Genomic DNA, 22,364 nt, shown 5'->3' with positions numbered 1-22,364 from the left:
GATCACGAGGCCAGTTTGCCGTGCGACCGTACAGCCGCTTTGTTCGTCCTGCGGATATGTTACCCGGACAGGGTCATTGTCGGCGAGGATGCCGTGGCGCAGCATCAATGCGTCGTTAGCTCTGGGGTCAGACAGTGCGGATCACCGAGGTTTCATCAGAATGGATCGTCCCGGCGCAGGAATTTCCCGAAAACATGCCGTGCATTCCGAGGCAGCGCACAGTATCAGGCCGGATAACGAGGCACTGTGACCTCTTGCTTCCTGTTGTCAGGATCGCCCCGAGGTCCGCCGCTGAAACCAGATATCAGAGTGCAGCTCCATGCTTACTGCACATCTACCGTCGGGATATTGTCTGGGGAAACTGTCCGGACTGCACGGACTTGCTTTTTCGGCAGCGATCGCGGGGGCTGTCCTGCCGGATGCCGACATCCTGTTTTTCTATTTCGTCGATCACAAGGCGATCCATCACCACAGGTACTGGGTGCATGTCCCGTTCTTTTGGGCCGTTGTTGCCAGCGTTGCACTGCCCCTCTTGTGGAGATCTCGCCATAGACCCGCAGCCCTTGCGTTCTTTGCCGCGATATTCATGCATCTGATACTGGATAGTATTGGCGGCGGGATCATGTGGCTTGCTCCGTTCAACAACGAGCTTTCAGGATTTGTTACGGTCCCGCCGCGCTATTCGAATTGGGTGCTTTCGTTTCTTCTGCATTGGACAATCGTGTTCGAGTTCCTGATCTGGGCGGGGGCGGCATGCATTTTCGCGAAAGGAAGGCGGCGCGGCCAGATGACATTCTGACCATGCGCGGTTCTGCTGCCTGATCGTGCGGGGCGATCACTCGGCCCGCAGGATTGCGTCCAGCCCGCTGCGATAATCGGGATAGCGCAGGGTGATGCCCAGATCGCGCTTGATCCGGTCGTTTCGCACCCGCTTGCTGTCGGCATAGAAGGACCGGGCCATAGGGGCAAGATCGGCGCTGGCGAATTCCTCGGCCTCGGGGACCGGCAGGCCAAGCATCCGCGCGGCACAGGCGATGACGTCCTGCGGAGGGGCGGGGTCGTCGTCGCAGACATTATAGACCGCGCCTGGCAAGGGGGCCTGAACCGAGGCCAGCAGCACCTGCGCGATATCCTCGACATGGATGCGCGAAAAGACCTGTCCCGGCTTGATGATCCGCCGCGCCGTGCCGCTGCGCAGCTTGGCAAAGGGGCCGCGGTTGGGGCCGTATATCCCCGCCAGCCGGAAGATATGCAACGGCAGGTCATTGGCGCGGGCCAGCGTCTGCCAGTCAGCCTCGGCCCGGATGCGGGCCTGCCCGCGTGCGGTGGTGCCGTCCAGCGCGCTGTCCTCGTCGATCCAGCCGCCAGCGCGATTTCCGTAGACCCCGGTCGTGGACAGGTATCCCAGCCAGCGCGGCCTTGCCTGCGCCAGATCCGCCGCGAAACCGGCCAGAACCGGATCGCCATCCGGCCCCGGCGCGGCAGAGACAAGAATGGCATCCGCCTGCGCGATTTCCTGCCGCAGCGCGGTCAGGTCGCCCGGCCACAGGATCGGCTGCGCGCCCGCCGCCGCGACGCGGGCGGGATCGCTGCGGGTGGTGCCCGTGACCGTCCAGCCACGCGCGATCAGCAGAGGGGTCAGATAACCGGCGCTATAGCCGTGACCGAATACAAGCATCTTCATGACGGCAACGTAACCGTAGCGGGAAAGCTGCGCCAGACGCTTGCCTGCGACGCGCCGGGCTGGCAGGTTCAGGGCAACGAAAAGGACACAAGAATGGACACGGATGCCCGCTTTCTTCCCGTCGAAACCCCGGAACCTGCCGCGCGTGAACAGTTTACCGACGCAGCATCGGCTGTGGCGCGCCTGCGCGAGCTGTACGATCAGGCTGCCGATTTCCTGACGCTGCATTTCAGCCGCTTGCTGACCGGCGAAAAGCCGCGCGCGCGATACCGTGCCTTTTATCCCGAATTGCGGATGACGATCACCACCCACAGCAAGATCGATTCGCGCCTGTCCTTTGGCCATGTCGCGACACCCGGCAGATATGCGGCCACGATCACCCGGCCCGACCTGTTCGAGAATTATCTGCGCGAACAGATCGGCCTGCTGATCCGCAATCACGGGGTTCCGGTGACGGTGGGTCTCAGCGATACGCCCATGCCGGTGCATTTCGCCGTCGCCGCGCAAAGCGAACTGAGTGTCCCGCAAGAGGGGGTGCTGGATTTTTCGCTGCGTGATGTGTTCGACGTGCCCGATCTTAGTACCATGAACGACGACATCGTGAACGGCGTGGCCGAGCAGTCCCCCACAGAGGTACAGCATCTTGCCCCCTTTACCGCGCAGCGGGTCGATTATTCGCTGGCGCGGTTGCAGCATTACACCGCCACCGCCGCTGAACATTTCCAGAATTTCGTGCTGTTCACGAACTATCAGTTCTATGTGGACGAATTCGAGGCTTTCGCCCGCCGTGCGCTGGCTGATCCGGCGATGGGCTATCAGACCTTCGTGGCCCCCGGCGACCGCGAGATTACCGATCCCGATGAGCCGCTGGAGCCTTTGGCCAAGATGCCGCAGATGCCGGCCTATCACCTGACCCGCGCGGGCGGGCAGGGGATCACGCTGGTCAATATCGGCGTCGGTCCGTCGAACGCCAAGACGGCCACCGACCATATCGCCGTGCTGCGCCCGCATGCCTGGCTGATGGTCGGTCATTGCGCGGGTCTGCGCAACAGCCAGAGCCTAGGCGATTTCGTGCTGGCCCATGCCTATCTGCGCGAGGATCACGTTCTGGATGACGACCTGCCCGTCTGGGTGCCGATTCCGGCGCTGGCCGAGGTGCAGGTCGCGCTGCAAGAGGCGGTGGCCGAAATCACCCGGCTGGACGGGTACGAGCTGAAGCGGATCATGCGGACCGGTACCGTTGCAACCATTGACAACCGCAACTGGGAGTTGCGGGACCAGTCCGGCCCGGTGCATCGTCTGTCACTGTCCCGCGCCGTCGCGCTGGACATGGAAAGCGCCACCATCGCCGCCAACGGTTTCCGCTTTCGCGTGCCCTATGGCACCCTGCTTTGCGTCAGCGACAAGCCGCTGCATGGCGAATTGAAGCTGCCGGGCATGGCGACCGATTTCTATCGCACGCAGGTCGCCAGCCATCTGCTGATCGGTATCCGCGCCATGGAAAAGCTGCGCGAAATGCCGTTGGAACGCATCCATTCCCGCAAATTGCGGTCGTTCAGCGAGACCGCGTTCCTCTGAAGTCACGCAAATCCGCCGGATCGGCCTAACATTCCCTTGCCAATGCGGAAAAAGCTTGATCTGACTGACAAAAGCGTGTGTAGCAGGGCCTATGCCGCAACAGGCGACAATTTCGGCCCGGATAAACCGGGCAAGAGGAGACAGAAGAATGGCAACGCCTTCCGCCAAACCGATGACCAAAACCCAACTGGTCGCTACCCTTGCCGAAGAGCTGGGTTCGGACAAGAAATCGGCTTCCGCAGCACTGGATGCGATCGCTGCTGTCGTGACCCGCGAAGTCGCAAATGGTGGCGCAGTGACGCTGCCCGGCATCGGCAAGATTGCCTGCCGCGCCCGCCCCGAGCGTCAGGTTCGCAACCCGCAAACCCAGGAAATGATGACCAAACCGGCCGACAAGCAGGTCAAGGTGACGGTCGCCAAGGCGCTGAAGGACAGCGTCAACAGCTGATCCTGCCTGAGACGATCGGCGAACCGACGCTGCCTGTGTCCTGCGCGGTCGCCGCTATCGGCAAATCGGATCGCGTCGTGACTTTGCGGCGCGGTCTTTTCTTTGTGCCGGGACGCTGCCGGGTTGCTGTAAGGTCAACCGCAGGTAGCCGACCCGATCAGATCAGCTTTCCTTTGGCTTGTCCTGCTGACTGGCGAAATTCGCGTCCAGTTCGGCGGCCAGAATCCTGAACGCATAGGGCTTTCGCAGGAATTTGACGATCTGCGGGCTTTCCATGACTCCGCTTTGGGTGTCGGGGGAATAGCCGCTGGTAATGATGATCCGCGCCTTTGGATCGATTTGCAGGATCTCGCGGATCGCGTCATTGCCGCTTTTGACCGGCATGTTCAGATCCAGAATGATCACGTCGATGCGGTCGCGATGTTGTGCGAACAGATCGACGCATTCCTGCCCGTTTTCCGCGACGATGATCTGATGGTTCCGGGCCGTCAGGAAATGGACTGCGGTCTCGCGCAGCGCGGCCTCGTCATCGGCGAAAAGGATGGTCAGCCCGGTCGCGTGGTGCTGCCGCTGGGGCTGCCGGGATATGGGCCGGGGCGCGGGCCTGCCCAGAAAGGCGGGCAGGAACATGCACAGTTCGGTCCCCGTCCCCAGGGTCGAACGGATACTGATCTCGCCCCCGTGATTCTTGACCGTGCCATAGGTCGCGGGCAGGCCAAGGCCAACGCCCTTTCCGACCTCTTTTGTGGTGAAGAACGGCTCGAACACGCGGTGCAGGGTTTCGGGAGGAATGCCTGTGCCGGTATCGCGGATGCACAGGCAGACAAAGGGTTCGGCAGCATCGCCATCTGATGACAGGGCAGAGATCTTGCCACGTTCCAGATTGCCCAGCCGGATGCTGATCGTGCCCGTATCGGCCACGGCATCGGTGGCGTTCAGCAGCACATTCATCACCGCCGCCTGCAACGCGCTTTCGTCACCCATCACCATGTTTACGCGGCTGTTATCCGAAAATTCAAACACGATTCCCCGCTGAGTGGTGTTCTTCAGCAGATCCACCCCGTCCTGCACCACATCCGCCAGATTGACCGGCGCGTCGGTTCGTGGCCGCGCATGCGCGAACTGGATCAGCTTGGATGTCAGCCCGGCACCGCGCTTGACCAGATCGCCGATCTGGCTCAGCCGACGGGATGCCTCGGGGCGTTCGGGGGCGGATATGTCGGCAGACAGCAGGTCGGCATTGCCCTGAATACCCGCCATGATGTTGTTGAAGTCATGCGCAATCCCGCCCGCCAGCAGGCCGATGGCCTGCAATTTTTCGGATTGGGCAAGATTGTCGCGCATCAGATATTCCTGCGTCACGTCGCGGAATACCATGACAACGCCGACCGTTTCGCCTTCTGGGCTGCGGATCGGTGCGCCTGAATCGGCGATCATGTGTTCTGATCCGTCGCGCGCGATCAGCAGCGTTTCATTGGCAAGACCGGCATTGGCATCGTCGCGCAGCACCGCCTCGACCGGGTTCGAGACCGAGTTGCGTGTCTGGGCGTTCACGATGTTGAAAATCTCGGGCAGGGGGCGGCCCGTCGCCTCGGTCGCGGACCAGCCGGTCAGAGTCTCGGCCTGCGGGTTCATGCTGACGACGCAACCCGCGATATCCGTTGTGATCACCGCATCGCCGATAGAGTTCAGCGTGATGCGCAGATGTTCCTCGCTCAGGCGCAATTCGCGGCGGGCCTGCGACAGCGGCGTGATGTCCACCAGCAGCGCAAAGATCTCGACCGGTTTGCCGACCTTGTCACGCAGGATGTCGTAAGAGACCAGCAGAACCGCATCTTCGCCGGTGAAATCCGTCTCGACCTCGAACTGGGTGCCCGCCTCGATATTCGAGATCGCAAGATGTCGCTGGATGCGGTCCCACCGTTCCTGCCCCAGCACGTCCAGCAGATGCCGTCCCTTCAGCCCCGACTGGTCGCGATAGCCCGTCGCCTTCAGATAGTTGCGGTTGGCCGAGCGGAACCGCCCATCCGGCGAGAAGCTGCACAGATAGGCGGGCATGTTGTCCAGCACCAGTTGCAGATGCGATTGCGTCATTGCCAGCCGACGGACGGCGCGGCGCAGGAACAGCAGCCAGATGATCATGATGCAGCCCGTCAGCAGGATCAGCAGGATACCGCCCTCGACATACATCGCGCGGATCAGGCTGTGGGTCTGCTGCGACAGCACCTCGGCGCGCAGGGTCAGCGGCGCGATATAGCGTTCGCCCTGCACAGCAACCGCGATTTCCGTCGGCCAAAAGGAAAAATCGGTGCGCAGCAGGGCATGGGGCGCGTCCCGAACCTCCATCGCGCGGCGGACAAGCTCGGGATCGACCGAAAGCGCGCGCAACTGGTTGTCATCCACATCGCCCAGCAGGCCGAACAGATGTCGGCTGGTATGCGACGCGGTCAGCGCGGCGTTGAAATCCGAGGCGACCCGGTGCCCCTCGTCGATCAGATGGGCCAGCTTGCCCTGGACCGAGTCATAGGCCACGTTGCTGCGAAGCTGGGTGTCAGTTTCATCCAGAACAAAGTCGATGTCACGCGTAACCTCGCGCCAGATCAGGATCTGCTGCGCGTTGAGAAACCGCATCCGGTTCATGGATTCGATGGCGGAATACATGTTATAGGCGACGGCGACGCCGATCAGGATCACCACAAATGTCGCGACCACCCAGATATCTGCCGGGTTGATCCGCGACAGCAGACCGGGCCTGGGATGAAACGGTCCCTGCTGGTCGTCGGCGCGTCCGTTCATTGGCCCAACCGTGCCGAGTATTCCGAGGCATACAGCCCGTCCAGTGCCGCGATCATCTCGGCCGTGATGCTGGCGGTGGTCTGGCTGGGATCGTGCCATGCCGTCCTGACCACGCTTGCAATCACGTTCAGCGATTGCGACCACTCGGCGGCGGGCAGGAAAATCTTTTCGCCCGTGTCCTTCCAGCTTGCGACCGAGGCCCTGGAACAGGGGTCCAGAATGGCGGGGTCAGTGTCGCGATAGGCGGGAATGCCGCCCTTGCGCCGGACATATTCGGTCTGAATGTCGCGGTCGATAACGGCCTTGATCACCTCTTCCTGTCCGGCGATCACGGCAGGATCATCCGATTCCGTCATGGCGAATGTGTCGAATGACCACATCAGGTAATTGCTGCCGGGTGGGGCGGCGCAGCGGATGGACGAGGTTCGGGCGACGACCGGGGCGGCGAAATCGCCCAGAAATGCGGCAAAGGCCGTTCCGACGGCGACATTTTCGACCACGGTGCCCCAGACCAGATCATGCGAGGCCGGGTCGGCATAAGGCCGCAGTGCCAGCATCAGGGCGACCATGCGGGTCAGTTGCGGTTCGAATTCCCTTGCCGGTGCCGTCCCGGTCAGCAGTTTTCGCAGTTCCTCGCCGGTCAGCATCTCGCTAAGTACCGCAGTCACGAAAAAGCGCATCTGCCAGCGCTCGTCCGACAGCGTGATGGCATTGATTCCGTGTTCCGCCAGAATCGGCGCCATGTCCAGCAGCGCCTGCCACGACTCGGGCGCTTTCAGGCCCAGCCGTGTGAGGATGTCGATATTATAGATCATCCGGTTCTGAAGATGGATGCCCAGAGGCAGAACCGTAATCGCATTGCCCATCTTGACCGCGTCATAGACTTCGGGGATCAGATGGTCAGAAAAGGCCCAGGTGCCGATCCGGTCCGGAATGGGCCGGAACAGCCCGTCCCTGACCAGCCTGGCGGCACCGTTGTCGCCGATCCAGAACACCCCTTCGGGCGGCACCCCAAGGGCCAGCCGTTCGGCAAAGGCCGCGCGGACCCCCAGAAAGTTCTTGGCGACGATGCTTTCGCTCCAATCCACGCCGCTCGCCATGACGGGATCGCTGATGGCGCGCAACGCGTATCGTTCGGCGTCGTTCACCCACAGGTGCAACAGTTCGAAACGCGGTTTCACATCTTCGGCGGTTGCGGCCATGGCCATTGCCAATAGCGCACAAAGCCAATGTCCGCACAAGCGAATGCGCTGAGCCAACCCCGTCGTCCTCGGCCAGGTCGGACCGACTTGTCCAGTCCCGTGCATGCTGCCCATGATCGTGCCACTTTAACTGTAGGCGACCAGTGCCCGTGTCCCGTTTCATGCAGGAAAAGCTGTCGAACAAAAAAATTAACCAACGGCCTGTGCATTTCCCCGACCGGCTCAGTGTAGGGGTTTGTCAATGTTTATGCAAAGTATCGTTTGTAGCCTTTTGTGATACGAGGGTTAATTTTTTATCGCGTGTGCTGCATAAGTAGGGATTGACGGCGGCAATCCTTGCCTGCGTCGGGGGCGCAATCGCGTGGCTCAAGGTCGCGGGTCAGGCAGATCCGGACCTCTTGCAGCGCATCGCCCCGGCAGGTCACGGTGATTCCGTCGCGGGTCAGGGCGGGGTTGGCCTCGATAAAGGCATCCTCGACCACCGATGGCGGCAGGCGGATGTCGCGGCCCAGACCGTCGAACACCGCAGGAATGCGGACCTGTCCGGCGGCCTGACGGATGGCACCGTAATAACCCGCTGCAGACAGGCCGCTGCATCGTCCGTGTTTCTGCCACTGATACCAGGCCAACCCGCCCGAACCCATCACATCCTCCATCGCCTGACTTTCGCGCCGCGCCGGATCGCGTTCGGCGGTGCGGCAATCCTGCGGCCAGCCGTTCTCGTATTGCGGCCACAGGCCATGAACCACGAAATCGGTTTTGCGCCCGGCCTCGCATTGCGCCGCCCCGCGCGCATCCCCGGTTTCGCTGCACCATGACGGCGACCAGCTTAGCGCCAGAACGTAATAATCGAACTGCCCGGCAACATCTTCGGCGCGCGCGGTCAGCGGCAGCAGGGCGATCAGGGCAAGGCGCAGGAAACGCAGGGTCATGGCGCAACATGGCCCGCTTTGCCCCCCACGTCCATGCCGGATTGCGTGAAACCCCTTTTCTCGGCAGGTTGAAAACGCTATATCTGCGGCCAATTCCCCCTGAAAACGAGGAATGGCATCCGCCGAAAGCCGTTTTCCCGGCCCTGACGGGTCGTGTCCGGGGCCACGACGTGAAGGAGACTGACATGAACAAGCCGCTGATGGCCAAGGCCACCGCCGTCTGGCTGGTGGACAACACGACGTTGAGCTTCAAGCAGATCGGCGATTTCTGCGGTCTGCACGAACTTGAGGTTCAGGGAATTGCTGATGGCGACGTGGCCACGGGGGTCAAGGGCTATGACCCCGTCGGCTCGAATCAGCTTGACGCCGCCGAGATCAAGAGGGGCGAGGCCAACCCGTCCTACAAGCTTCGGCTGAAGCATAATCCCGCCGCCGAGGGCGAGGAAAAGCGCAGGGGACCGCGCTATACCCCGCTGTCCAAGCGTCAGGACCGGCCGAACGCGATTCTGTGGCTGGTCAAGTTCCATCCCGAACTGGCCGATGCGCAGATCGCCCGGCTGGTCGGCACGACCAAACCCACAATCAATTCGATCCGCGAGCGCACGCACTGGAACATCGCGAACATGCAGCCGATCGACCCGGTCGCGCTGGGGCTGTGCCGTCAGTCGGAACTGGATGCTGCGGTTCAGAAAGCCGCCAAGCGGCGCGGGGCCGAAGGCGAGGTCATGACCGATGACGAACGCCGCAAACTGGTCAGCACCGAGACTTCGCTGGCGATGAATGTCGATCCGCGCCTGCCCACCGCCATCGCGGGGCTTGAGAATTTCACCCTGGGCAATGATGACGACGACAGAAAGCCCGAGCCGGAACTGGATGCCGACAGCTTCTTCAATCTGCCTGAAAGCGATGATGACGACGAAGACGACGACTGACATCCGTTGATCGCAATTGTGGCGGAAAACCGCTGCAATTGTAGAAACATGTTCGGAATCCGCCACGAGTTGCTACCATGCCTCGGTAGGTTTGGTGGCAGCAGTGTATTCCGGGTGATGTGATGAAAGTTGATATTACGCCAAAATCCGACAACGGTTCCAGGGTTGCCAAGGATTTTGGCTCTGCCGTTTCAGATAGAACAGAGGACGGGTCAGCCAGGCTGCGCAAAGAGCTTGTACGCCAGAAATATTTTGCGACTGCGATTCAGAAGGTTGCCAACGCGCTGGTGCGAAACAGCTAGCACCGGCAGGGCAACAGGCAAAGCGAAGAGGGCCGGCAATTGTCGGCCTTTGTCATTCGGGCTGGCGCGATTCGAAGGCGGGTTCCCGCCGATCCTGAAGAAACGCAGCCCCTTGGTTCCGACGTCACAAAGTTCATGAGCGCCGTTTCGCGCGCGCCGGGGGCGACCGGGCGCATCGCCTAACCCATGATATCTGCGGCAGGAATCCCGGTGGCGACCGGAAGTCGGTGGTTTTCAGCGCCTGCCGTAAGGGCAGGCAAGCAAGCAACCGGCAGCCCTGCGGCGAGAAATCGCAACCTGCCCTTGGGGTAGGTTCTGGATCTCCGGCGCTGTGATACGATGGATCCCACTTGATTTAAGAAATTTTAGCAGTTGCAGGAGGTTTAGCCATGCAGCCTGACAATTTATCACATCTGAAGCGCGGAGAAGTGACGCTTTCCGCTGGCCCCAGAAGGGCGCTTGATCAACTTGCAAGTAGTATGGGCGAAGCGAAACAAGCGATGGGAATTACGCCCCTCGACGCGTTCATGTCCAAAGGTGCCGGTTCCCCCGGCGACGAATCCGGTCTGGGCAAGACCTTGGGCGAAATCCTTGGCGATATGCTGAAGACAATCGTCCAGGAGCTGGAAAAGGCCGTGTCCGAGCTTGGGCGGAAGCTTGAGGAAGCGGGTGCCAAAGGCGGCGGCGAACAAGGCGGCGGCGGTGGTGGCGGCGGCCAGGTTGGCGGCGGCGGTGGCCAAGGTGGCGGTGGTGGTCAGGCCGGCGGTGGCAAGGCCGGCGGTGGTGGTCAGGCCGGCGGTGGCGGCCAAGCTGGCGGTGGCGGTCAGGCTGGCGGTGGTGGCAAGGCCGGCGGTGGTGGCCAAGCTGGCGGCGGCGGAAAGGCTGGCGGTGGCGGTCAGGTCGGCGGCGGCGGAAAGGCCGGTGGCGATCAGGGTGGCGGCAAGATTGATCAAAGCAATCTGCCCATCAAGGGCGAGATGCTGAAATCGGTATTCCCGCAGGCCGACGACGCCAAGCTGAACGCAATTGCCGCTGAACTGAGCGCGCATAAGGGTGTTGGCAAGATCGACTCGCCCGAACGCCTGGCGCATTTCCTGGGCCAGATGAAGCAGGAAACCGGTGCCGGGATGACGCTTCAGGAAGGCTTGAATTACAGCTCTGACGCGCTGAAGAAAACCTTCGGCTATTTCAAGAACAACCCGGCCGAAGCTGATAAGTATGGCCGCAACGGGTCTCATGGTGCCGATCAGGAGGCGATCGCCAACCGCGCCTATGCCAATCGTCTGGGCAATGGCGATGTCGCAAGCGGTGACGGCTGGAAATATCGCGGACGCGGGATGATCCAGTTGACGGGACGCGACAACTATCGCGAATTTACCAAGCAGCACGAACAGATGTTTGGCGAAAAGGTGGATTTCGAGGCCAATCCCGACCTGCTGTCAGATCCCAAATATGCCGCGCGCTCGGCAATGTTCTTCTGGGTGAAGAACGGGCTGCCTGAAATCGCCGATCAGGGCGTGAACAAGCAGGCGGCTGACGGGATCACGGCAAAAATCAACAAGCATACAGACAGCTATGGATCGCGCTGGCAAAACGTTAACGAGATCTATAAATCTGGCGTGTTCAAAGATATATAGCCCTGAATTCAATTTATTTTCATAAGTTTCAGGGAAATTTCATGCGACACCAAAAGACCCTTGTGCTTGCGACCTGCCTGACTGTGCTGTCAGGCGGGGCCGTTCTGGCCGAAAACCTTGCGGATGGGCAGGTGCTGTTCACCTATGGGACCGATCAGCAAACCGTCCGCACCTTGGATCTGCTGATCAGCATGTCACCGCAGGGAGAGGACGGTTATACCCTGACCGTCGAACGGCCTGCGGATGGCGCAAGCGTGCAGGACGATTTTGTGCGCGAGGGGGGCATCCTGCCATGGCTGGCCGCGTTGAACAGCCGCCAGTTCTGCGGGGTGGATCTGCTGTTTGTGACCCTGCGCTATGAAGGGCCGGAAACCGCCGATCTGCCGGGTTATCTGCTGGATACGCATGTCTATGCGCAGCAGGGTCTGGAACATATCGCCGATGTTCCGGTCGCGTTCGAAGATATCGCTCCGGTGGAACTGGGTGCCGATCTGGGCTTTCCCTACGAGTTGACGCAGCCCTATGTGGTCAGTTGTGCGCAGCCGGGGACGGTTCAGTTCGAGCCCAATCAGAATGCGGACAGCCCGCGCGAGTGATCGCGCGGGCCTTTGTTTTCGGTGCAATTCTTACAACCGGGCGGTCCTCAGGCCACCAGACGATAGCCGCCGGATTCCGTCACCAGCAGCCTTGCGTTCGAGGGATCGGGCTCAATCTTCTGGCGCAGGCGATAGATGTGGGTTTCCAGCGTGTGGGTCGTGACGCCCGCGTTATAGCCCCAGACCTCGTGCAGCAGCACATCACGCGGCACCACCCCGTCCTGCGCGCGATACAGGAATTTCAGGATGTTGGTCTCTTTCTCGGTCAGACGAACCTTGCGGTCCTTCTGGTCGATCAGCATCTTCATCGCTGGCTTGAACGTATAGGGCCCAAGCTGGAAGATCGCGTCCTCGGATTGTTCATGCGTGCGCAACTGGGCGCGCAGGCGGGCCAGAAGGACGGGGAACTTGAAGGGCTTGGTCACGTAATCGTTGGCACCTGCATCCAGCCCCAGAATCGTGTCTGCATCCGTGTCATGCCCGGTCAGCATGACGATGGGGCATTTGACGTTCAGCTTGCGCAGCTTTTTGCACAGCTCGCGCCCGTCGGTATCTGGCAGGCCGACATCCAGAATCACCAGATCGTAAATGGCGTTCCGGGTGGCATCGACGGCGGCCGCGCCGGTGCCCGCCTCGACCACGTCGAAATCGTCAGTGGCCACAAGCTGTTCGGCCAGTGCCTCGCGCAGGTCGTCCTCGTCATCGACCAGCAGAATTTTTTTCAGTCCGGCCATGTTGCCTCCTTTGGTACATCGCCTAGATGAGTGGGGATGCGACCGGCTTTCGTCCAGCGACATGTCGGAATTCTCACATGGAGTTGTCAGGAAAAGGCACTATGTTTCAGAATATTTCAGTTTTCCCGACCCCGAGCCTGCCATGAGCCTGATCCCGACCCTTGCCGAAACCGTCTCGCGCGCCCGCGCCGATCTGCGCATGGGCCTGCCGGTGATGATCGGCGGGCATCTGGCGGCGGCGGTGGAAACCCTGTCTCCGGCGCGGCTGGCCGATATCAGGGCGCTGGGCGCGCCGGTTCTGGCGATCACGCAGCGCCGGGCCGAGACGCTGAAGGCGCGGGTCTATGATGGCGGGCTGGCGCGGGTGCAGGTTCCGCCCGAGGCCGATCTGGCATGGCTTCGGGCGCTGGCGGACCCCTCGGGCGATCTGATGACGCCGATGAAGGGGCCGCTGTTCACCTTGCGCGACGGTGATGCGGCGCCATGGCAGGCGGCGCTGGGGCTGACGAAATCGGCGCAGCTTTTGCCCGCTGTCCTGCTGGTTCCCGCCCATGCGCCCGCCGGGCTGACAGTGCTGGCACCGGGGCAGGTTCTGGCGCAGCTTGCGGCCGAGGCGGCGATGGCCCCGGTTGCCGCCGCACGCCTGCCGCTGACATCGGCCGAAAATTCGCGGCTGCATATCTTTCGCCCCGATGACGGCGGCGAGGAACATTATGCCATCGAAATCGGCGACCCTCCCCGCGACCAGCCGGTTCTGACCCGCCTGCATTCGGCCTGCTTTACCGGCGACGTTCTGGGCAGCCTGAAATGCGATTGCGGCCCGCAATTGCATGCTGCGCTGGCGGCGATGGGGCAGGCGGGGGCGGGGGTGTTGCTGTATCTGAATCAAGAGGGGCGGGGCATCGGGCTGGCCAACAAGATGCGCGCCTATGCCTTGCAGAACCAGGGCTTCGACACGGTCGAGGCCAACCACCGGCTGGGATTCGAGGATGACGAGCGTGATTTCCGCATCGGGGCGGCACTGTTGCAGCGGCTGGGTTTTGGCTCGGCGCGGCTTTTGACCAACAACCCGCGCAAGGTGGCGATGCTGGAAAGCCACGGTATCGCGGTGGCCGAGCGTGTGCCGCTGATCACGCCGCGCAACCGTTTCAACACCGGCTATCTGGATACCAAGGCCGAAAAATCCGGGCATTTGCTGTGACACCGGACGATCTGGTCTTGACCCGGCAGGGCATCCGGTTCCGGGGCCGGATGTATCCGTGCAGCATCGGCAAGGCAGGCGTGACCACCCGCAAGCGCGAGGGGGACGGGGCGACGCCCTCGGGCGTTCACCGGATCACCGGCTTGTGGTACCGCCCCGACCGGATCGCCCGCCCCGCCCCATGGGCGCGGCCCGTCGGATGCGGTGATCTGTGGTGCGATGCGCCCGGTCATCCGGCCTATAACCGGCACGTCCGCGCCCCTTTCGAGGCAAGCCATGAACGCCTGCGCCGGGCCGATCCGCTGTATGACCTGATTCTGACGACCGACTGGAACTGGCCCGAGGCGGTGCCCGGCCACGGCTCGGCCATCTTTCTGCACCAATGGCGCCGCCCCCGGTTCGGGACCGAGGGCTGTATCGCCTTTGCCCGGAGGCATCTGATCCGCATCGCGGCACTGGCGCAGCCCGGAACGCGGCTGATCATTTCGGTTCAGCCGTAATCCCGCGCGCCGAAAATGGCTGATCCGACGCGGATATGCGTCGCCCCTTGGGCGATCGCCGCCTCGAAATCCGCGCTCATGCCCATGGACAGTTGGGTCAGCCCGTTCGCATCCGCCAACCTGCGCAGCAATGCGAAATGCGGCACAGGATCCTTGTTCTCGGGCGGGATGCACATCAGCCCTTGCGGGTTCAGTCCCAGTTCGCCGCACGCCGCCAGAAAGCCCGGCAGTTCATCGGCCAGAATGCCGGCCTTTTGCGGTTCGGCCCCGGTATTGACCTGAATGAACAGTTGCGGGCTGCGGCCCTGTTCGGCGATCTGCGCGGCCAGTTTCCGCGCCAGCGACATCCGGTCCAGCGTATGAATCGCGTCGAATAGTTGCAACGCGGTGCGCGCCTTGTTCGATTGCAACGGCCCGATCATATGGACTTGCACGCCCGGATGGGCCGCGCGCCATGCGGGCCATTTGCCCTGCGCCTCTTGCACATAGTTTTCGCCGAATACCCGCTGCCCGGCCTGCAACACGGCCTCGACCCGGTCAACGGGTTGCACCTTGCTGACCGCGATCAACGTCACCGACCCGGCTGGCCGTCCGGCGGCCCGTTCCGCCGCTGCAACGCGGCCTTTTATGTCATTCAGTCCCATGAGGCGACAAAACAAAAAGAAAAGAGCGGGCGCAAGGCCCGCTCTGTCCGATCCGAGGATCAGCTTCGATCAGAAGTCGAAGCGGACACCCATGTCGGCGGTGTAGTTCTTGTCATAGCCGCGCTGAACGCTGGCTGCGACATAAGCGCCGCCCAGGTCGTATTTCGCGCCGACGCCGAAGGCGTTGTCGGTGTCGTTGCCTTCATAGCCGTTATTGGCGATATAGCCAGCCAGGTTCAGACGGTCCATGGTGTAATCGCCGTACAGAACAACAGTGTTGTCCCAATCGGTCTGTTCCCAGACATAATCGGTGCCGGTGTCGCGGTAAGCGCCGGTCTCGCCGTTGTCGAGGTAGTTCAGGCCGATGCGGGCGTTATCGACGACGGCATAGCGCGCGCCGATGTACCACTGATCGTTGCCGTCCATGCCCTTGGCGTTGGTGACGTAGCCAGCGCCGACTTCCAGACGGTCGTTCCACTTGTAGTCAGCCGAAACGCCGATTTCTTTCTTCAGCGACTTCAGGTCGTTCTGGTACTGCTGGTCCGGGTTCACGATCGAGGCGCGAACCGTCAGGTTGTCCATGGTGTACGAACCGAAGATGCCCAGATAGTCGTTCAGCAGCTCGCTGCCGTCGAAATTGCTGGCGCTGGGATAGCCGTCGGTGTTGTACGAATAGTAGCTGCCGCGCGAGTCGCCGAACGAACGGCCGAAGATGCCGATTTCCGAGGCGCTGATCAACCCCGACGAGTCGTAGGCGGTGTTGGCGTTACCAGCTTCCATGCGGAAACCGTTGACCGACATGTAGACATAGCCCGGCGCGACGGTCGTTTGGTTATCGCCCTGATCCCACTGCAGACGCAGGCGACCGCCAAAGTCGATGCCGACATCGGTCGTGGTCGAAGCGTCCAGGTTGATGCGCAGGCGCGACGAGATGAGCAGGTCATTGGCCTCTCCGTCGGTGGAGTAGCCGTACTTGTAGGTCATCGGTGCGTCGGCGCGGTCTTCGACATACAGCAGGCCGCTGCGGCCATAGCCCGACACGGTGACGTCTGCGGCGGCGATACCAGCGGACAGTGCCAGCGCGGTGGTCGCAAAAAGAACCTTTTTCATGGTCATGTTCCCTCTTGATCTCTCTGATGCCCAAACCGGCATGTCCGCCTTGGGTATGGATTGTGTTTCACCGTTTCGTTCCCTTGATGCAACGAAATCTCCGGGACCGGGAAACCATTCATCTTTCTGTGATGCACATGAGCCACACCCCCGTGTCCCGATGCGCGCGGCCGCCATGCGCGCCGAAAAGCGCAGCAGTGCCAAGGCGCTTGTGGCGCAGGGGCGATCCGCGCTAAAGCTGCGTCTGACGCGAAAGACCGGGGGACCGTATGAATATCGCACGCGCCGCACGGCTGACATTTGCATTGGTGACTTGCGCAGGTCTGGCGGCTTGCGGCTGGCTTGGTGGCTCTGGCGGGAATCGCGAGGATGTGACCGACAAGGACATGCGGCCCGAGAACCGTCCCTCGACGATCTGGGACTTGTTCGGCGGCAATACCAATCCCAACGCGACCGTCGCGGTGAACAAGTATCTGTGGAATGCCAGTCTGGATGTGCTGAACTTTCTGCCGATCCAGTCCGCTGACCCGTTTACCGGCGTTATCGTGACCGGTTATGGCACCCCACCCGGTGGCGGCCGGTCCTATCGCGCGACGATCAGGATCAGCGATCCGGCCATGGATGCGCGCAGCCTGAAACTGTCCCTGCAAGGGCCGGGCGGTTCCGCTGTGGCGCCGGGAACGGTGCGTGCGGTCGAGGATGCGATCATGACCCGCGCGCGGCAATTGCGGGTGCGCGACGGGCGGCTGTAGGCCCCCGCCCCACTGGACCTGCCAGCGCTGCCCTTGTACATCCTTCGGGCAACGTATGACGCCCGAGGTTCCAGATGCCCTATGATCCCTCCAGCAGCGCAGCCCGATGGCAACAGGCCTGGGCTGACGCCGGCAGCTTTACCGCCACGCGCGACGAGCGGCCGAAATACTATGTGCTGGAGATGTTTCCCTATCCTTCGGGCCGCATCCATATGGGCCATGTGCGCAACTATGCCATGGGCGATGTGGTGGCGCGGTACAAGCGCGCGCAGGGATTCAGCGTGCTGCATCCGATGGGCTGGGACGCGTTCGGCATGCCCGCCGAAAATGCCGCGATGGAACAGGGAGGCCATCCGCGCGACTGGACCTACGGCAATATCGCGACCATGCGCGACCAACTTAAACCCTTGGGTCTGTCCATCGACTGGAGCCGGGAATTCGCCACCTGCGACGACGACTATGTTGCGCAACAGCAGGCGCTGTTTCTTGATTTCCTGAATGCCGGGCTGATCACCCGCAAATCGGCGCAGGTGAACTGGGATCCGGTCGATATGACCGTGCTGGCGAATGAACAGGTGATCGACGGCAAGGGCTGGCGTTCGGGCGCTGCGGTCGAGCGCCGGGAACTGACCCAATGGTTCTTCCGAATCAGCGACTATTCCGAGGAATTGCTGGCCGCGCTGGACGGTCTGACCGGCTGGCCCGACAAGGTCCGGCTGATGCAACAGAACTGGATCGGCAAGTCGCGCGGCCTGCAATTCCGGTTCGAAAGCGTCGATGCGCCCGAAGGATTCGCGCAGATCGAGGTTTATACCACCCGCCCCGACACGCTGATGGGCGCGTCCTTCCTGGCGCTGTCGCCGGATCATCCGCTGGTCAAGGCGCTGGCGGGCACCCCCGAGATTACCGCCTTTGTCGAGGAATGCCGCCGCATTGGCACCACCGAAGAGGCCATCGAAACCGCACCCAAGCTGGGTTTCGACACCGGGCTGAAGGTTCGCCATCCGCTTGACCCGGCATGGGAATTGCCGGTCTGGATCGCGAATTTCGTGCTGATGGACTATGGCACGGGTGCGATTTTCGGGTCGCCCGCCCATGACGAGCGCGACCATGAATTTGCAACGAAATACGGATTGCCGATCCGCGCCACCTTTGGCGAAAGGGGCATGACGCTGGAACAGGCCGATGCGCTGGTCGCGGCGGCGGCCTATATTCCGCTGAAATCCGAGGTTGTGACCTATGTGCGCGGCTTCTCTGGACTGGCGGATCAGACTGGCGAGGACGCGGTGGTCGCCGCCATCGCGCATGCGGAACAGGCAGGATATGGCGAGGGCGTGACGAAATTCCGCCTGCGCGACTGGGGTATTTCGCGCCAGCGTTACTGGGGTTGCCCGATTCCCGTGGTGCATTGCGACAAATGCGGCACAGTGCCCGAGGCCAAGGAAAACCTGCCCGTTCTGTTGCCTCGGGATGTGACCTTCGACGTGCCGGGAAACCCTCTGGACCGGCATCCGGCATGGCGTCAGACCACCTGCCCGGTTTGCGGCGGCGCTGCGCTGCGGGAAACCGATACGATGGATACTTTCGTCGATTCGTCATGGTATTATGCGCGCTTCACCAATCCGCATGCCGACACCCCGACGAAGCGCGCGGATGCCGATTACTGGATGAATGTGGACCAGTATATCGGCGGCATCGAACACGCGATCCTGCATCTGCTGTATTCGCGGTTCTTCGCCCGCGCGATGGCCAAAACGGGCCACCTGTCCGAAACGGCGGGCGAACCGTTCGATGCGCTGTTCACGCAGGGCATGGTCACGCACGAAATTTATATGACCCGTGATGCAAGGGGCCGCCCGGTCTATCACCTGCCCGAGGATGTCACCAACGGCAAGCTGGCCGACGGCACCCCGGTCGAGGTAATCCCCTCGGCCAAGATGTCGAAATCCAAGAAGAATGTCGTTGATCCGGTGAATATCGTCGCCAGTTTCGGTGCCGATACCGCGCGCTGGTTCATGCTGTCCGACAGCCCGCCCGAACGCGATGTGGAATGGACCAGCGCCGGGGCCGAGGCTGCGTACAAGTTTCTGGCACGCGTCTGGCGTCAGGCCGAGGATGCGCCCGAGGGCGGTGATGACCCTGACCTGACCCGCGCCGCCCATCGCGCCATCGCCGATGTGACCCGTTCCATCGAGGGGTTCGCCTTTAACAAGGCCGTGGCCCGTCTGTACGAGCTGGCCAATGCTGTCGGCAAATCCCCGGCAGGCGGTGATTCGCGCCGTGCGGTGCTGCGGATCATGGCGCAGCTTATGTCGCCGATGGTGCCGCATCTGGCCGAAGATGTCTGGGCGATGGCCGGGGGGCAGGGCATGGCAGTCGATGCGCCATGGCCGCAGGCCGATCCGGCGATGCTGGTCGATGATACAGTGACGCTGCCGATCCAGATCAACGGCAAGCGCCGGGCGGAAATCTGCGTGGCGAAGGATATGCCCCGCGATCAGATCGAATCGCTGGTGCTGGCCGATGAAACGGTGCAGCGTTTCCTTGACGGTGCCACGCCGAAGAAACTGATCGTAGTTCCGGGACGGATCATCAATGTCGTTGCCTGACCGCATCCCCCGCCGCGCCGCCCTGTTGGGGCTGATGGCACTTGGTGCCTGCGGGCTGACACCGGTTTACGGACCGGGCGGCGGCGGGGGCAAGCTGTTCGGCAAGGTTCGCCCGCGCGATCCGAAAACCTATCAGGAATTCGCCTTCAACCGCCGTCTTTCGGAACGGCTGGGGCCGGATGGCGATGCGATCTATGATCTGGACTATCTGCTCAGCATCGGGGTCGTGCCACAGGCGATCACCCCGGACGAGGTGACGACGCGTTATTCCTTGAACGGCACGGCCGATTTCGCGCTGCGGGACCGCAGCGGGCAGGCCATCGCCTCGGGGCGGGTCAGCAATTTCACCTCTTATTCGACAACGGGCACGACGATCTCGACCCTGTCGGCCGAACGCGACGCGCGCGAGCGTCTGGGCTTTATGCTGGCCGATCAGGTGGTCACGCGGCTTTTGGCGGCCTCGGGTTCGCTGCCGGTGCAATGATCCTGAAGGGCGGGGAAATTGCCCGCTATCTGGCGCGGCCCGATCCGTCGCGCCCGGCGTTGCTGATCCACGGGCAGGACGCGATGCGCGTGGCGTTGAAACGGGCCGAGGCAGTGGGCGCACTGGTTGGCGCGAATGCCGATGAGGAAATGCGGCTGACCCGTATGGCCGGCGCGGGGCTGAAGAAAGACCCCGCCTTGATCATGGATGCGATCAAGGAAGTCGGCTTTTTCCCCGGTCCGCGCGTGGTGCTGGTCGAGGATACGCCCGACAGCGCCGCCGATCCGCTGCACGCCGCGCTGGAGGCATGGCAGCCGGGCGATGCGGTGATCGTGGTAACGGCGGGGGGGCTGGGCAAGTCATCCGCCCTGCGCAAGCTGTTCGAACCACACCCGGCGGCGATGACGGCCCCGATCTATAACGACCCTCCGGGAGAAGAGGAAATCGCGCGCTGGCTGGCGGATGCCGGTCTGCGCGAGGTTCCGGCCGACGCAATGCGCGACCTGATGGCGCTGGCCCGCGCGCTGGATCCTGGCGATCTGCGCCAGACCATCGAAAAAATTGGTCTTTACAAATACGACGATCCGGCGCCGCTGACCCCCGCCGAAATTGCGCTGATGGCCCCCGCCACGATCGAGGCCGATCTGGACGAATTGCTGCATGTCGTTGCCGAGGGGCGCGCCGACCGGTTCGGCCCGCTGATGCGCCGGATCGAGGGGCAGGGAATCACACCCGTGACATTGTGCATCGGGGCGCTGCGCCATTTCCGTGCGCTGCATCTGGCCGCCGCCGATCCACAGGGGCCGGGCGCCGGTCTTTCGCGTGTGCGACCGCCGGTCTTTGGCCCACGCCGCGAACGCATGGCGCGGCAGGCGCAAAGCTGGGGCATGGGTCCGCTGGAAGAGGCGGTATCCACCCTGCTGGCCACCGATCTGGCGCTGCGCAGTTCCACCCGCGCGCCGCAGATGGCGCTGGTCGAACGTGCGTTGATCCGGCTGGCCATGACCGCGCGGGGCCGCAGATGAGCGAAGCCGTGGACGCGCTGATCATTGGCGCGGGTCCGGCAGGGCTGATGGCGGCAGAGGTTCTGGCGGGTGCGGGGCGGCAGGTTGTGGTGGCCGAGGCCATGCCCACCCCGGCCCGCAAATTCCTGATGGCGGGCAAATCCGGGCTGAACCTGACGCGCGATGAGCCTCGGCCCCGGTTTCAGAGCCATTACAGCGGCGCGGTCGATGTGACGCGATTCGGCCCGCCCGAGGTCATGGACTGGGCGCGGGGGCTGGGGGTCGCGCTATTCACCGGCTCGTCCGGGCGGGTGTTTCCGGTGGGCATGAAGGCCTCGCCCCTGCTGCGGGCATGGCTGGCCCGGCTGCGCGGTTCGGGGGTTGATCTGCGCACCCGCTGGCGCTGGACGGGGCTGGGGGGCGGGTTTCATTTTGCCACGCCCGACGGCCCGCGTCTGTTGGTGCCGCAGGTCACGGTGTTGGCGCTTGGCGGGGCAAGCTGGCCAAGGCTGGGATCCGATGCCGCATGGGTGCCCGTTCTGCAAGGTGCGGGCGTCGGGATTTCCGGGTTCCGGCCCGCGAATATGGGCTTTCGCGTCGTCTGGTCGCCCGCGATGGCCCCGCATTTCGGGGCGGCGGTCAAGGGTGTCGCGATCCGCGCGGGCGATCTGGTCAGCCGGGGCGAGTGGGTCATCTCGCGGCAAGGGGTCGAGGGCGGCGGCCTTTATCAGGTCGCGGCGGCGCTTCGCGACGGGGCAGAGGCCTGCGTCGATCTTGCGCCCGATCTGGACCTTGCCGCGCTGACTGCCCGCTTTGCCCGCCCGCGCGGCAAGCTGTCGCTTGGCAACTGGCTGCGGCGGGTTCTGGGCGACCCGGTCCGGGTGGCGCTGCTGCTGGAATGGGGGCGGCCCTTGTCCGGCGATCCGGCGGCATGGGCGGCGCGGGCCAAAACTCTGCCGCTGCGCCATGACGGGCCGCAGGGGCTGGAACGGGCGATTTCCTCGGCCGGGGGCATTACCGCCGAATCGCTTGGCCCGGACTTGCAGCTTGCGGCGCTGCCCGGCACCTTTGCCGCAGGCGAGATGCTGGACTGGGAGGCTCCGACGGGCGGCTATCTGCTGACCGGCTGTCTGGCGCAGGGGCGGCAGGCCGGGCAAGGGGCGCTGAACTGGCTGCGCGCCCGTTGATTTTCACGAAATGTTCGTCATCTTGGGGCCAT

Annotated in this window: 21 protein-coding genes; 14 read left to right on the top strand and 7 right to left on the bottom strand. The window is 62.9% G+C overall.

Annotation, left to right across the window (positions count from 1 at the left end; all coding sequences use genetic code 11):
- The first annotated feature begins 319 nt into the window (after positions 1-319).
- Positions 320-799 (top strand): metal-dependent hydrolase, encoded by a 480-nt coding sequence (locus ACK5L9_RS06110; RefSeq protein WP_416910575.1) that lies wholly within the window; start codon positions 320-322, stop codon positions 797-799.
- A gap of 36 nt (positions 800-835) precedes the next feature.
- On the opposite strand, the gene ACK5L9_RS06105 is transcribed toward ACK5L9_RS06110, so the two are convergent.
- Positions 836-1,684, bottom strand: a complete 849-nt coding sequence (locus ACK5L9_RS06105) for an SDR family oxidoreductase (protein ID WP_416910574.1) — start codon at positions 1,682-1,684, stop codon at positions 836-838.
- A 93-nt stretch (positions 1,685-1,777) separates the two neighbouring features.
- Between ACK5L9_RS06105 and ACK5L9_RS06100 the strand changes: the two genes are divergently transcribed.
- The gene (locus tag ACK5L9_RS06100) at positions 1,778-3,262 is read left to right on the top strand and encodes an AMP nucleosidase (RefSeq protein ID WP_416910606.1); all 1,485 of its coding nucleotides are present in this window, start codon (positions 1,778-1,780) and stop codon (positions 3,260-3,262) included.
- A 148-nt stretch (positions 3,263-3,410) separates the two neighbouring features.
- A complete protein-coding gene (locus ACK5L9_RS06095; RefSeq protein WP_416910573.1) occupies positions 3,411-3,710 on the top strand; it encodes an HU family DNA-binding protein in 300 nt (99 codons plus the stop codon).
- Between the two features lie 162 nt (positions 3,711-3,872).
- On the opposite strand, the gene ACK5L9_RS06090 is transcribed toward ACK5L9_RS06095, so the two are convergent.
- The 3 genes from ACK5L9_RS06090 to ACK5L9_RS06080 form a co-directional block, all read right to left on the bottom strand.
- Complete coding sequence (locus ACK5L9_RS06090; protein WP_416910572.1) at positions 3,873-6,506, bottom strand: PAS domain S-box protein; 2,634 nt, start codon at positions 6,504-6,506, stop codon at positions 3,873-3,875.
- The gene (locus ACK5L9_RS06085; RefSeq protein WP_416910571.1) at positions 6,503-7,708 is read right to left on the bottom strand and encodes an extracellular solute-binding protein; all 1,206 of its coding nucleotides are present in this window, start codon (positions 7,706-7,708) and stop codon (positions 6,503-6,505) included. The genes ACK5L9_RS06090 and ACK5L9_RS06085 overlap by 4 nt, the downstream gene beginning before the upstream one ends.
- Before the next feature lie 293 nt (positions 7,709-8,001).
- The gene (locus tag ACK5L9_RS06080) at positions 8,002-8,640 is read right to left on the bottom strand and encodes a ribonuclease T2 family protein (protein WP_416910570.1); all 639 of its coding nucleotides are present in this window, start codon (positions 8,638-8,640) and stop codon (positions 8,002-8,004) included.
- A gap of 185 nt (positions 8,641-8,825) precedes the next feature.
- Between ACK5L9_RS06080 and ACK5L9_RS06075 the strand changes: the two genes are divergently transcribed.
- The 4 genes from ACK5L9_RS06075 (at position 8,826) to ACK5L9_RS06060 (ending at position 12,107) form a co-directional block, all read left to right on the top strand.
- Entirely contained in the window at positions 8,826-9,572 is a 747-nt protein-coding gene (locus ACK5L9_RS06075) for a DUF1013 domain-containing protein (RefSeq protein WP_416910569.1), read from the top strand.
- A gap of 122 nt (positions 9,573-9,694) precedes the next feature.
- Positions 9,695-9,874, top strand: a complete 180-nt coding sequence (locus ACK5L9_RS06070; RefSeq protein WP_416910568.1) for a hypothetical protein — start codon at positions 9,695-9,697, stop codon at positions 9,872-9,874.
- Positions 9,875-10,263: 389 nt separating this feature from the next.
- Positions 10,264-11,511: a glycoside hydrolase family 19 protein gene (locus tag ACK5L9_RS06065; protein WP_416910567.1), complete on the top strand. Its 1,248-nt coding sequence runs from the start codon at positions 10,264-10,266 to the stop codon at positions 11,509-11,511.
- A 41-nt stretch (positions 11,512-11,552) separates the two neighbouring features.
- The gene (locus ACK5L9_RS06060) at positions 11,553-12,107 is read left to right on the top strand and encodes a hypothetical protein (protein WP_416910566.1); all 555 of its coding nucleotides are present in this window, start codon (positions 11,553-11,555) and stop codon (positions 12,105-12,107) included.
- A 47-nt stretch (positions 12,108-12,154) separates the two neighbouring features.
- On the opposite strand, the gene ACK5L9_RS06055 is transcribed toward ACK5L9_RS06060, so the two are convergent.
- A complete protein-coding gene (locus tag ACK5L9_RS06055) occupies positions 12,155-12,841 on the bottom strand; it encodes a response regulator transcription factor (protein ID WP_416910565.1) in 687 nt (228 codons plus the stop codon).
- 142 nt (positions 12,842-12,983) lie between these two features.
- On the opposite strand from ACK5L9_RS06055, the gene ribA reads away from it, so the two are divergent.
- Positions 12,984-14,042: a GTP cyclohydrolase II gene (ribA, locus tag ACK5L9_RS06050; RefSeq protein ID WP_416910564.1), complete on the top strand. Its 1,059-nt coding sequence runs from the start codon at positions 12,984-12,986 to the stop codon at positions 14,040-14,042.
- Positions 14,039-14,542 carry a L,D-transpeptidase family protein gene (locus tag ACK5L9_RS06045; RefSeq protein WP_416910563.1) on the top strand — a complete coding sequence of 168 codons (504 nt, stop codon included), beginning with the start codon at positions 14,039-14,041 and terminating at the stop codon, positions 14,540-14,542. Before ribA ends, ACK5L9_RS06045 begins: the two co-directional genes overlap by 4 nt.
- On the opposite strand, the gene ACK5L9_RS06040 is transcribed toward ACK5L9_RS06045, so the two are convergent.
- Together ACK5L9_RS06040 and ACK5L9_RS06035 are read right to left on the bottom strand one after the other, a co-directional pair.
- Positions 14,533-15,186, bottom strand: coding sequence for a YggS family pyridoxal phosphate-dependent enzyme (locus ACK5L9_RS06040; RefSeq protein WP_416910562.1), 654 nt, complete (start codon positions 15,184-15,186; stop codon positions 14,533-14,535). The genes ACK5L9_RS06045 and ACK5L9_RS06040 overlap by 10 nt on opposite strands.
- 69 nt (positions 15,187-15,255) lie before the next feature.
- Positions 15,256-16,296, bottom strand: coding sequence for a porin (locus ACK5L9_RS06035; protein WP_416910561.1), 1,041 nt, complete (start codon positions 16,294-16,296; stop codon positions 15,256-15,258).
- Between the two features lie 269 nt (positions 16,297-16,565).
- On the opposite strand from ACK5L9_RS06035, the gene ACK5L9_RS06030 reads away from it, so the two are divergent.
- The 5 genes from ACK5L9_RS06030 (at position 16,566) to ACK5L9_RS06010 (ending at position 22,332) form a co-directional block, all read left to right on the top strand.
- The gene (locus ACK5L9_RS06030; protein WP_416910560.1) at positions 16,566-17,048 is read left to right on the top strand and encodes a DUF3576 domain-containing protein; all 483 of its coding nucleotides are present in this window, start codon (positions 16,566-16,568) and stop codon (positions 17,046-17,048) included.
- Between the two features lie 74 nt (positions 17,049-17,122).
- Entirely contained in the window at positions 17,123-19,657 is a 2,535-nt protein-coding gene (gene leuS / locus ACK5L9_RS06025; RefSeq protein WP_416910559.1) for a leucine--tRNA ligase, read from the top strand.
- On the top strand, positions 19,644-20,141 hold the full coding sequence (gene lptE / locus ACK5L9_RS06020; protein WP_416910557.1) for an LPS assembly lipoprotein LptE: 498 nt from the start codon (positions 19,644-19,646) through the stop codon (positions 20,139-20,141). Before leuS ends, lptE begins: the two co-directional genes overlap by 14 nt.
- Complete coding sequence (gene holA, locus ACK5L9_RS06015) at positions 20,138-21,166, top strand: DNA polymerase III subunit delta (protein ID WP_416910556.1); 1,029 nt, start codon at positions 20,138-20,140, stop codon at positions 21,164-21,166. The genes lptE and holA overlap by 4 nt, the downstream gene beginning before the upstream one ends.
- Positions 21,163-22,332, top strand: coding sequence for an NAD(P)/FAD-dependent oxidoreductase (locus ACK5L9_RS06010; protein ID WP_416910555.1), 1,170 nt, complete (start codon positions 21,163-21,165; stop codon positions 22,330-22,332). The genes holA and ACK5L9_RS06010 overlap by 4 nt, the downstream gene beginning before the upstream one ends.
- Positions 22,333-22,364: the final 32 nt, after the last annotated feature.

This window comes from Paracoccus sp. (in: a-proteobacteria) (genome assembly GCF_047973135.1).
Classification (GTDB): domain Bacteria; phylum Pseudomonadota; class Alphaproteobacteria; order Rhodobacterales; family Rhodobacteraceae; genus Paracoccus.
The sequence above is the reverse complement of the archived record's forward strand: the minus strand, read 5'-3'. Positions and strand labels throughout refer to the sequence as shown.

What these genes read in the sequence shown, in the direction of transcription:
- ACK5L9_RS06040 (WP_416910562.1), bottom strand. Translation starts at nt 15,186, where the DNA reads ATGGGACTGAATGACATAAAAGGCCGCGTTGCAGCGGCGGAACGGGCC.
- holA (WP_416910556.1), top strand. Translation starts at nt 20,138, where the DNA reads ATGATCCTGAAGGGCGGGGAAATTGCCCGCTATCTGGCGCGGCCCGAT.
- ACK5L9_RS06085 (WP_416910571.1), bottom strand. Translation starts at nt 7,708, where the DNA reads ATGGCCGCAACCGCCGAAGATGTGAAACCGCGTTTCGAACTGTTGCAC.
- ACK5L9_RS06090 (WP_416910572.1), bottom strand. Translation starts at nt 6,506, where the DNA reads ATGAACGGACGCGCCGACGACCAGCAGGGACCGTTTCATCCCAGGCCC.
- lptE (WP_416910557.1), top strand. Translation starts at nt 19,644, where the DNA reads ATGTCGTTGCCTGACCGCATCCCCCGCCGCGCCGCCCTGTTGGGGCTG.
- ACK5L9_RS06105 (WP_416910574.1), bottom strand. Translation starts at nt 1,684, where the DNA reads ATGAAGATGCTTGTATTCGGTCACGGCTATAGCGCCGGTTATCTGACC.
- ACK5L9_RS06100 (WP_416910606.1), top strand. Translation starts at nt 1,778, where the DNA reads ATGGACACGGATGCCCGCTTTCTTCCCGTCGAAACCCCGGAACCTGCC.
- ACK5L9_RS06035 (WP_416910561.1), bottom strand. Translation starts at nt 16,296, where the DNA reads ATGAAAAAGGTTCTTTTTGCGACCACCGCGCTGGCACTGTCCGCTGGT.
- ACK5L9_RS06065 (WP_416910567.1), top strand. Translation starts at nt 10,264, where the DNA reads ATGCAGCCTGACAATTTATCACATCTGAAGCGCGGAGAAGTGACGCTT.
- ACK5L9_RS06060 (WP_416910566.1), top strand. Translation starts at nt 11,553, where the DNA reads ATGCGACACCAAAAGACCCTTGTGCTTGCGACCTGCCTGACTGTGCTG.
- ACK5L9_RS06055 (WP_416910565.1), bottom strand. Translation starts at nt 12,841, where the DNA reads ATGGCCGGACTGAAAAAAATTCTGCTGGTCGATGACGAGGACGACCTG.
- leuS (WP_416910559.1), top strand. Translation starts at nt 17,123, where the DNA reads ATGCCCTATGATCCCTCCAGCAGCGCAGCCCGATGGCAACAGGCCTGG.
- ACK5L9_RS06070 (WP_416910568.1), top strand. Translation starts at nt 9,695, where the DNA reads ATGAAAGTTGATATTACGCCAAAATCCGACAACGGTTCCAGGGTTGCC.
- ACK5L9_RS06110 (WP_416910575.1), top strand. Translation starts at nt 320, where the DNA reads ATGCTTACTGCACATCTACCGTCGGGATATTGTCTGGGGAAACTGTCC.
- ACK5L9_RS06010 (WP_416910555.1), top strand. Translation starts at nt 21,163, where the DNA reads ATGAGCGAAGCCGTGGACGCGCTGATCATTGGCGCGGGTCCGGCAGGG.
- ACK5L9_RS06095 (WP_416910573.1), top strand. Translation starts at nt 3,411, where the DNA reads ATGGCAACGCCTTCCGCCAAACCGATGACCAAAACCCAACTGGTCGCT.
- ribA (WP_416910564.1), top strand. Translation starts at nt 12,984, where the DNA reads ATGAGCCTGATCCCGACCCTTGCCGAAACCGTCTCGCGCGCCCGCGCC.
- ACK5L9_RS06075 (WP_416910569.1), top strand. Translation starts at nt 8,826, where the DNA reads ATGAACAAGCCGCTGATGGCCAAGGCCACCGCCGTCTGGCTGGTGGAC.
- ACK5L9_RS06030 (WP_416910560.1), top strand. Translation starts at nt 16,566, where the DNA reads ATGAATATCGCACGCGCCGCACGGCTGACATTTGCATTGGTGACTTGC.
- ACK5L9_RS06080 (WP_416910570.1), bottom strand. Translation starts at nt 8,640, where the DNA reads ATGACCCTGCGTTTCCTGCGCCTTGCCCTGATCGCCCTGCTGCCGCTG.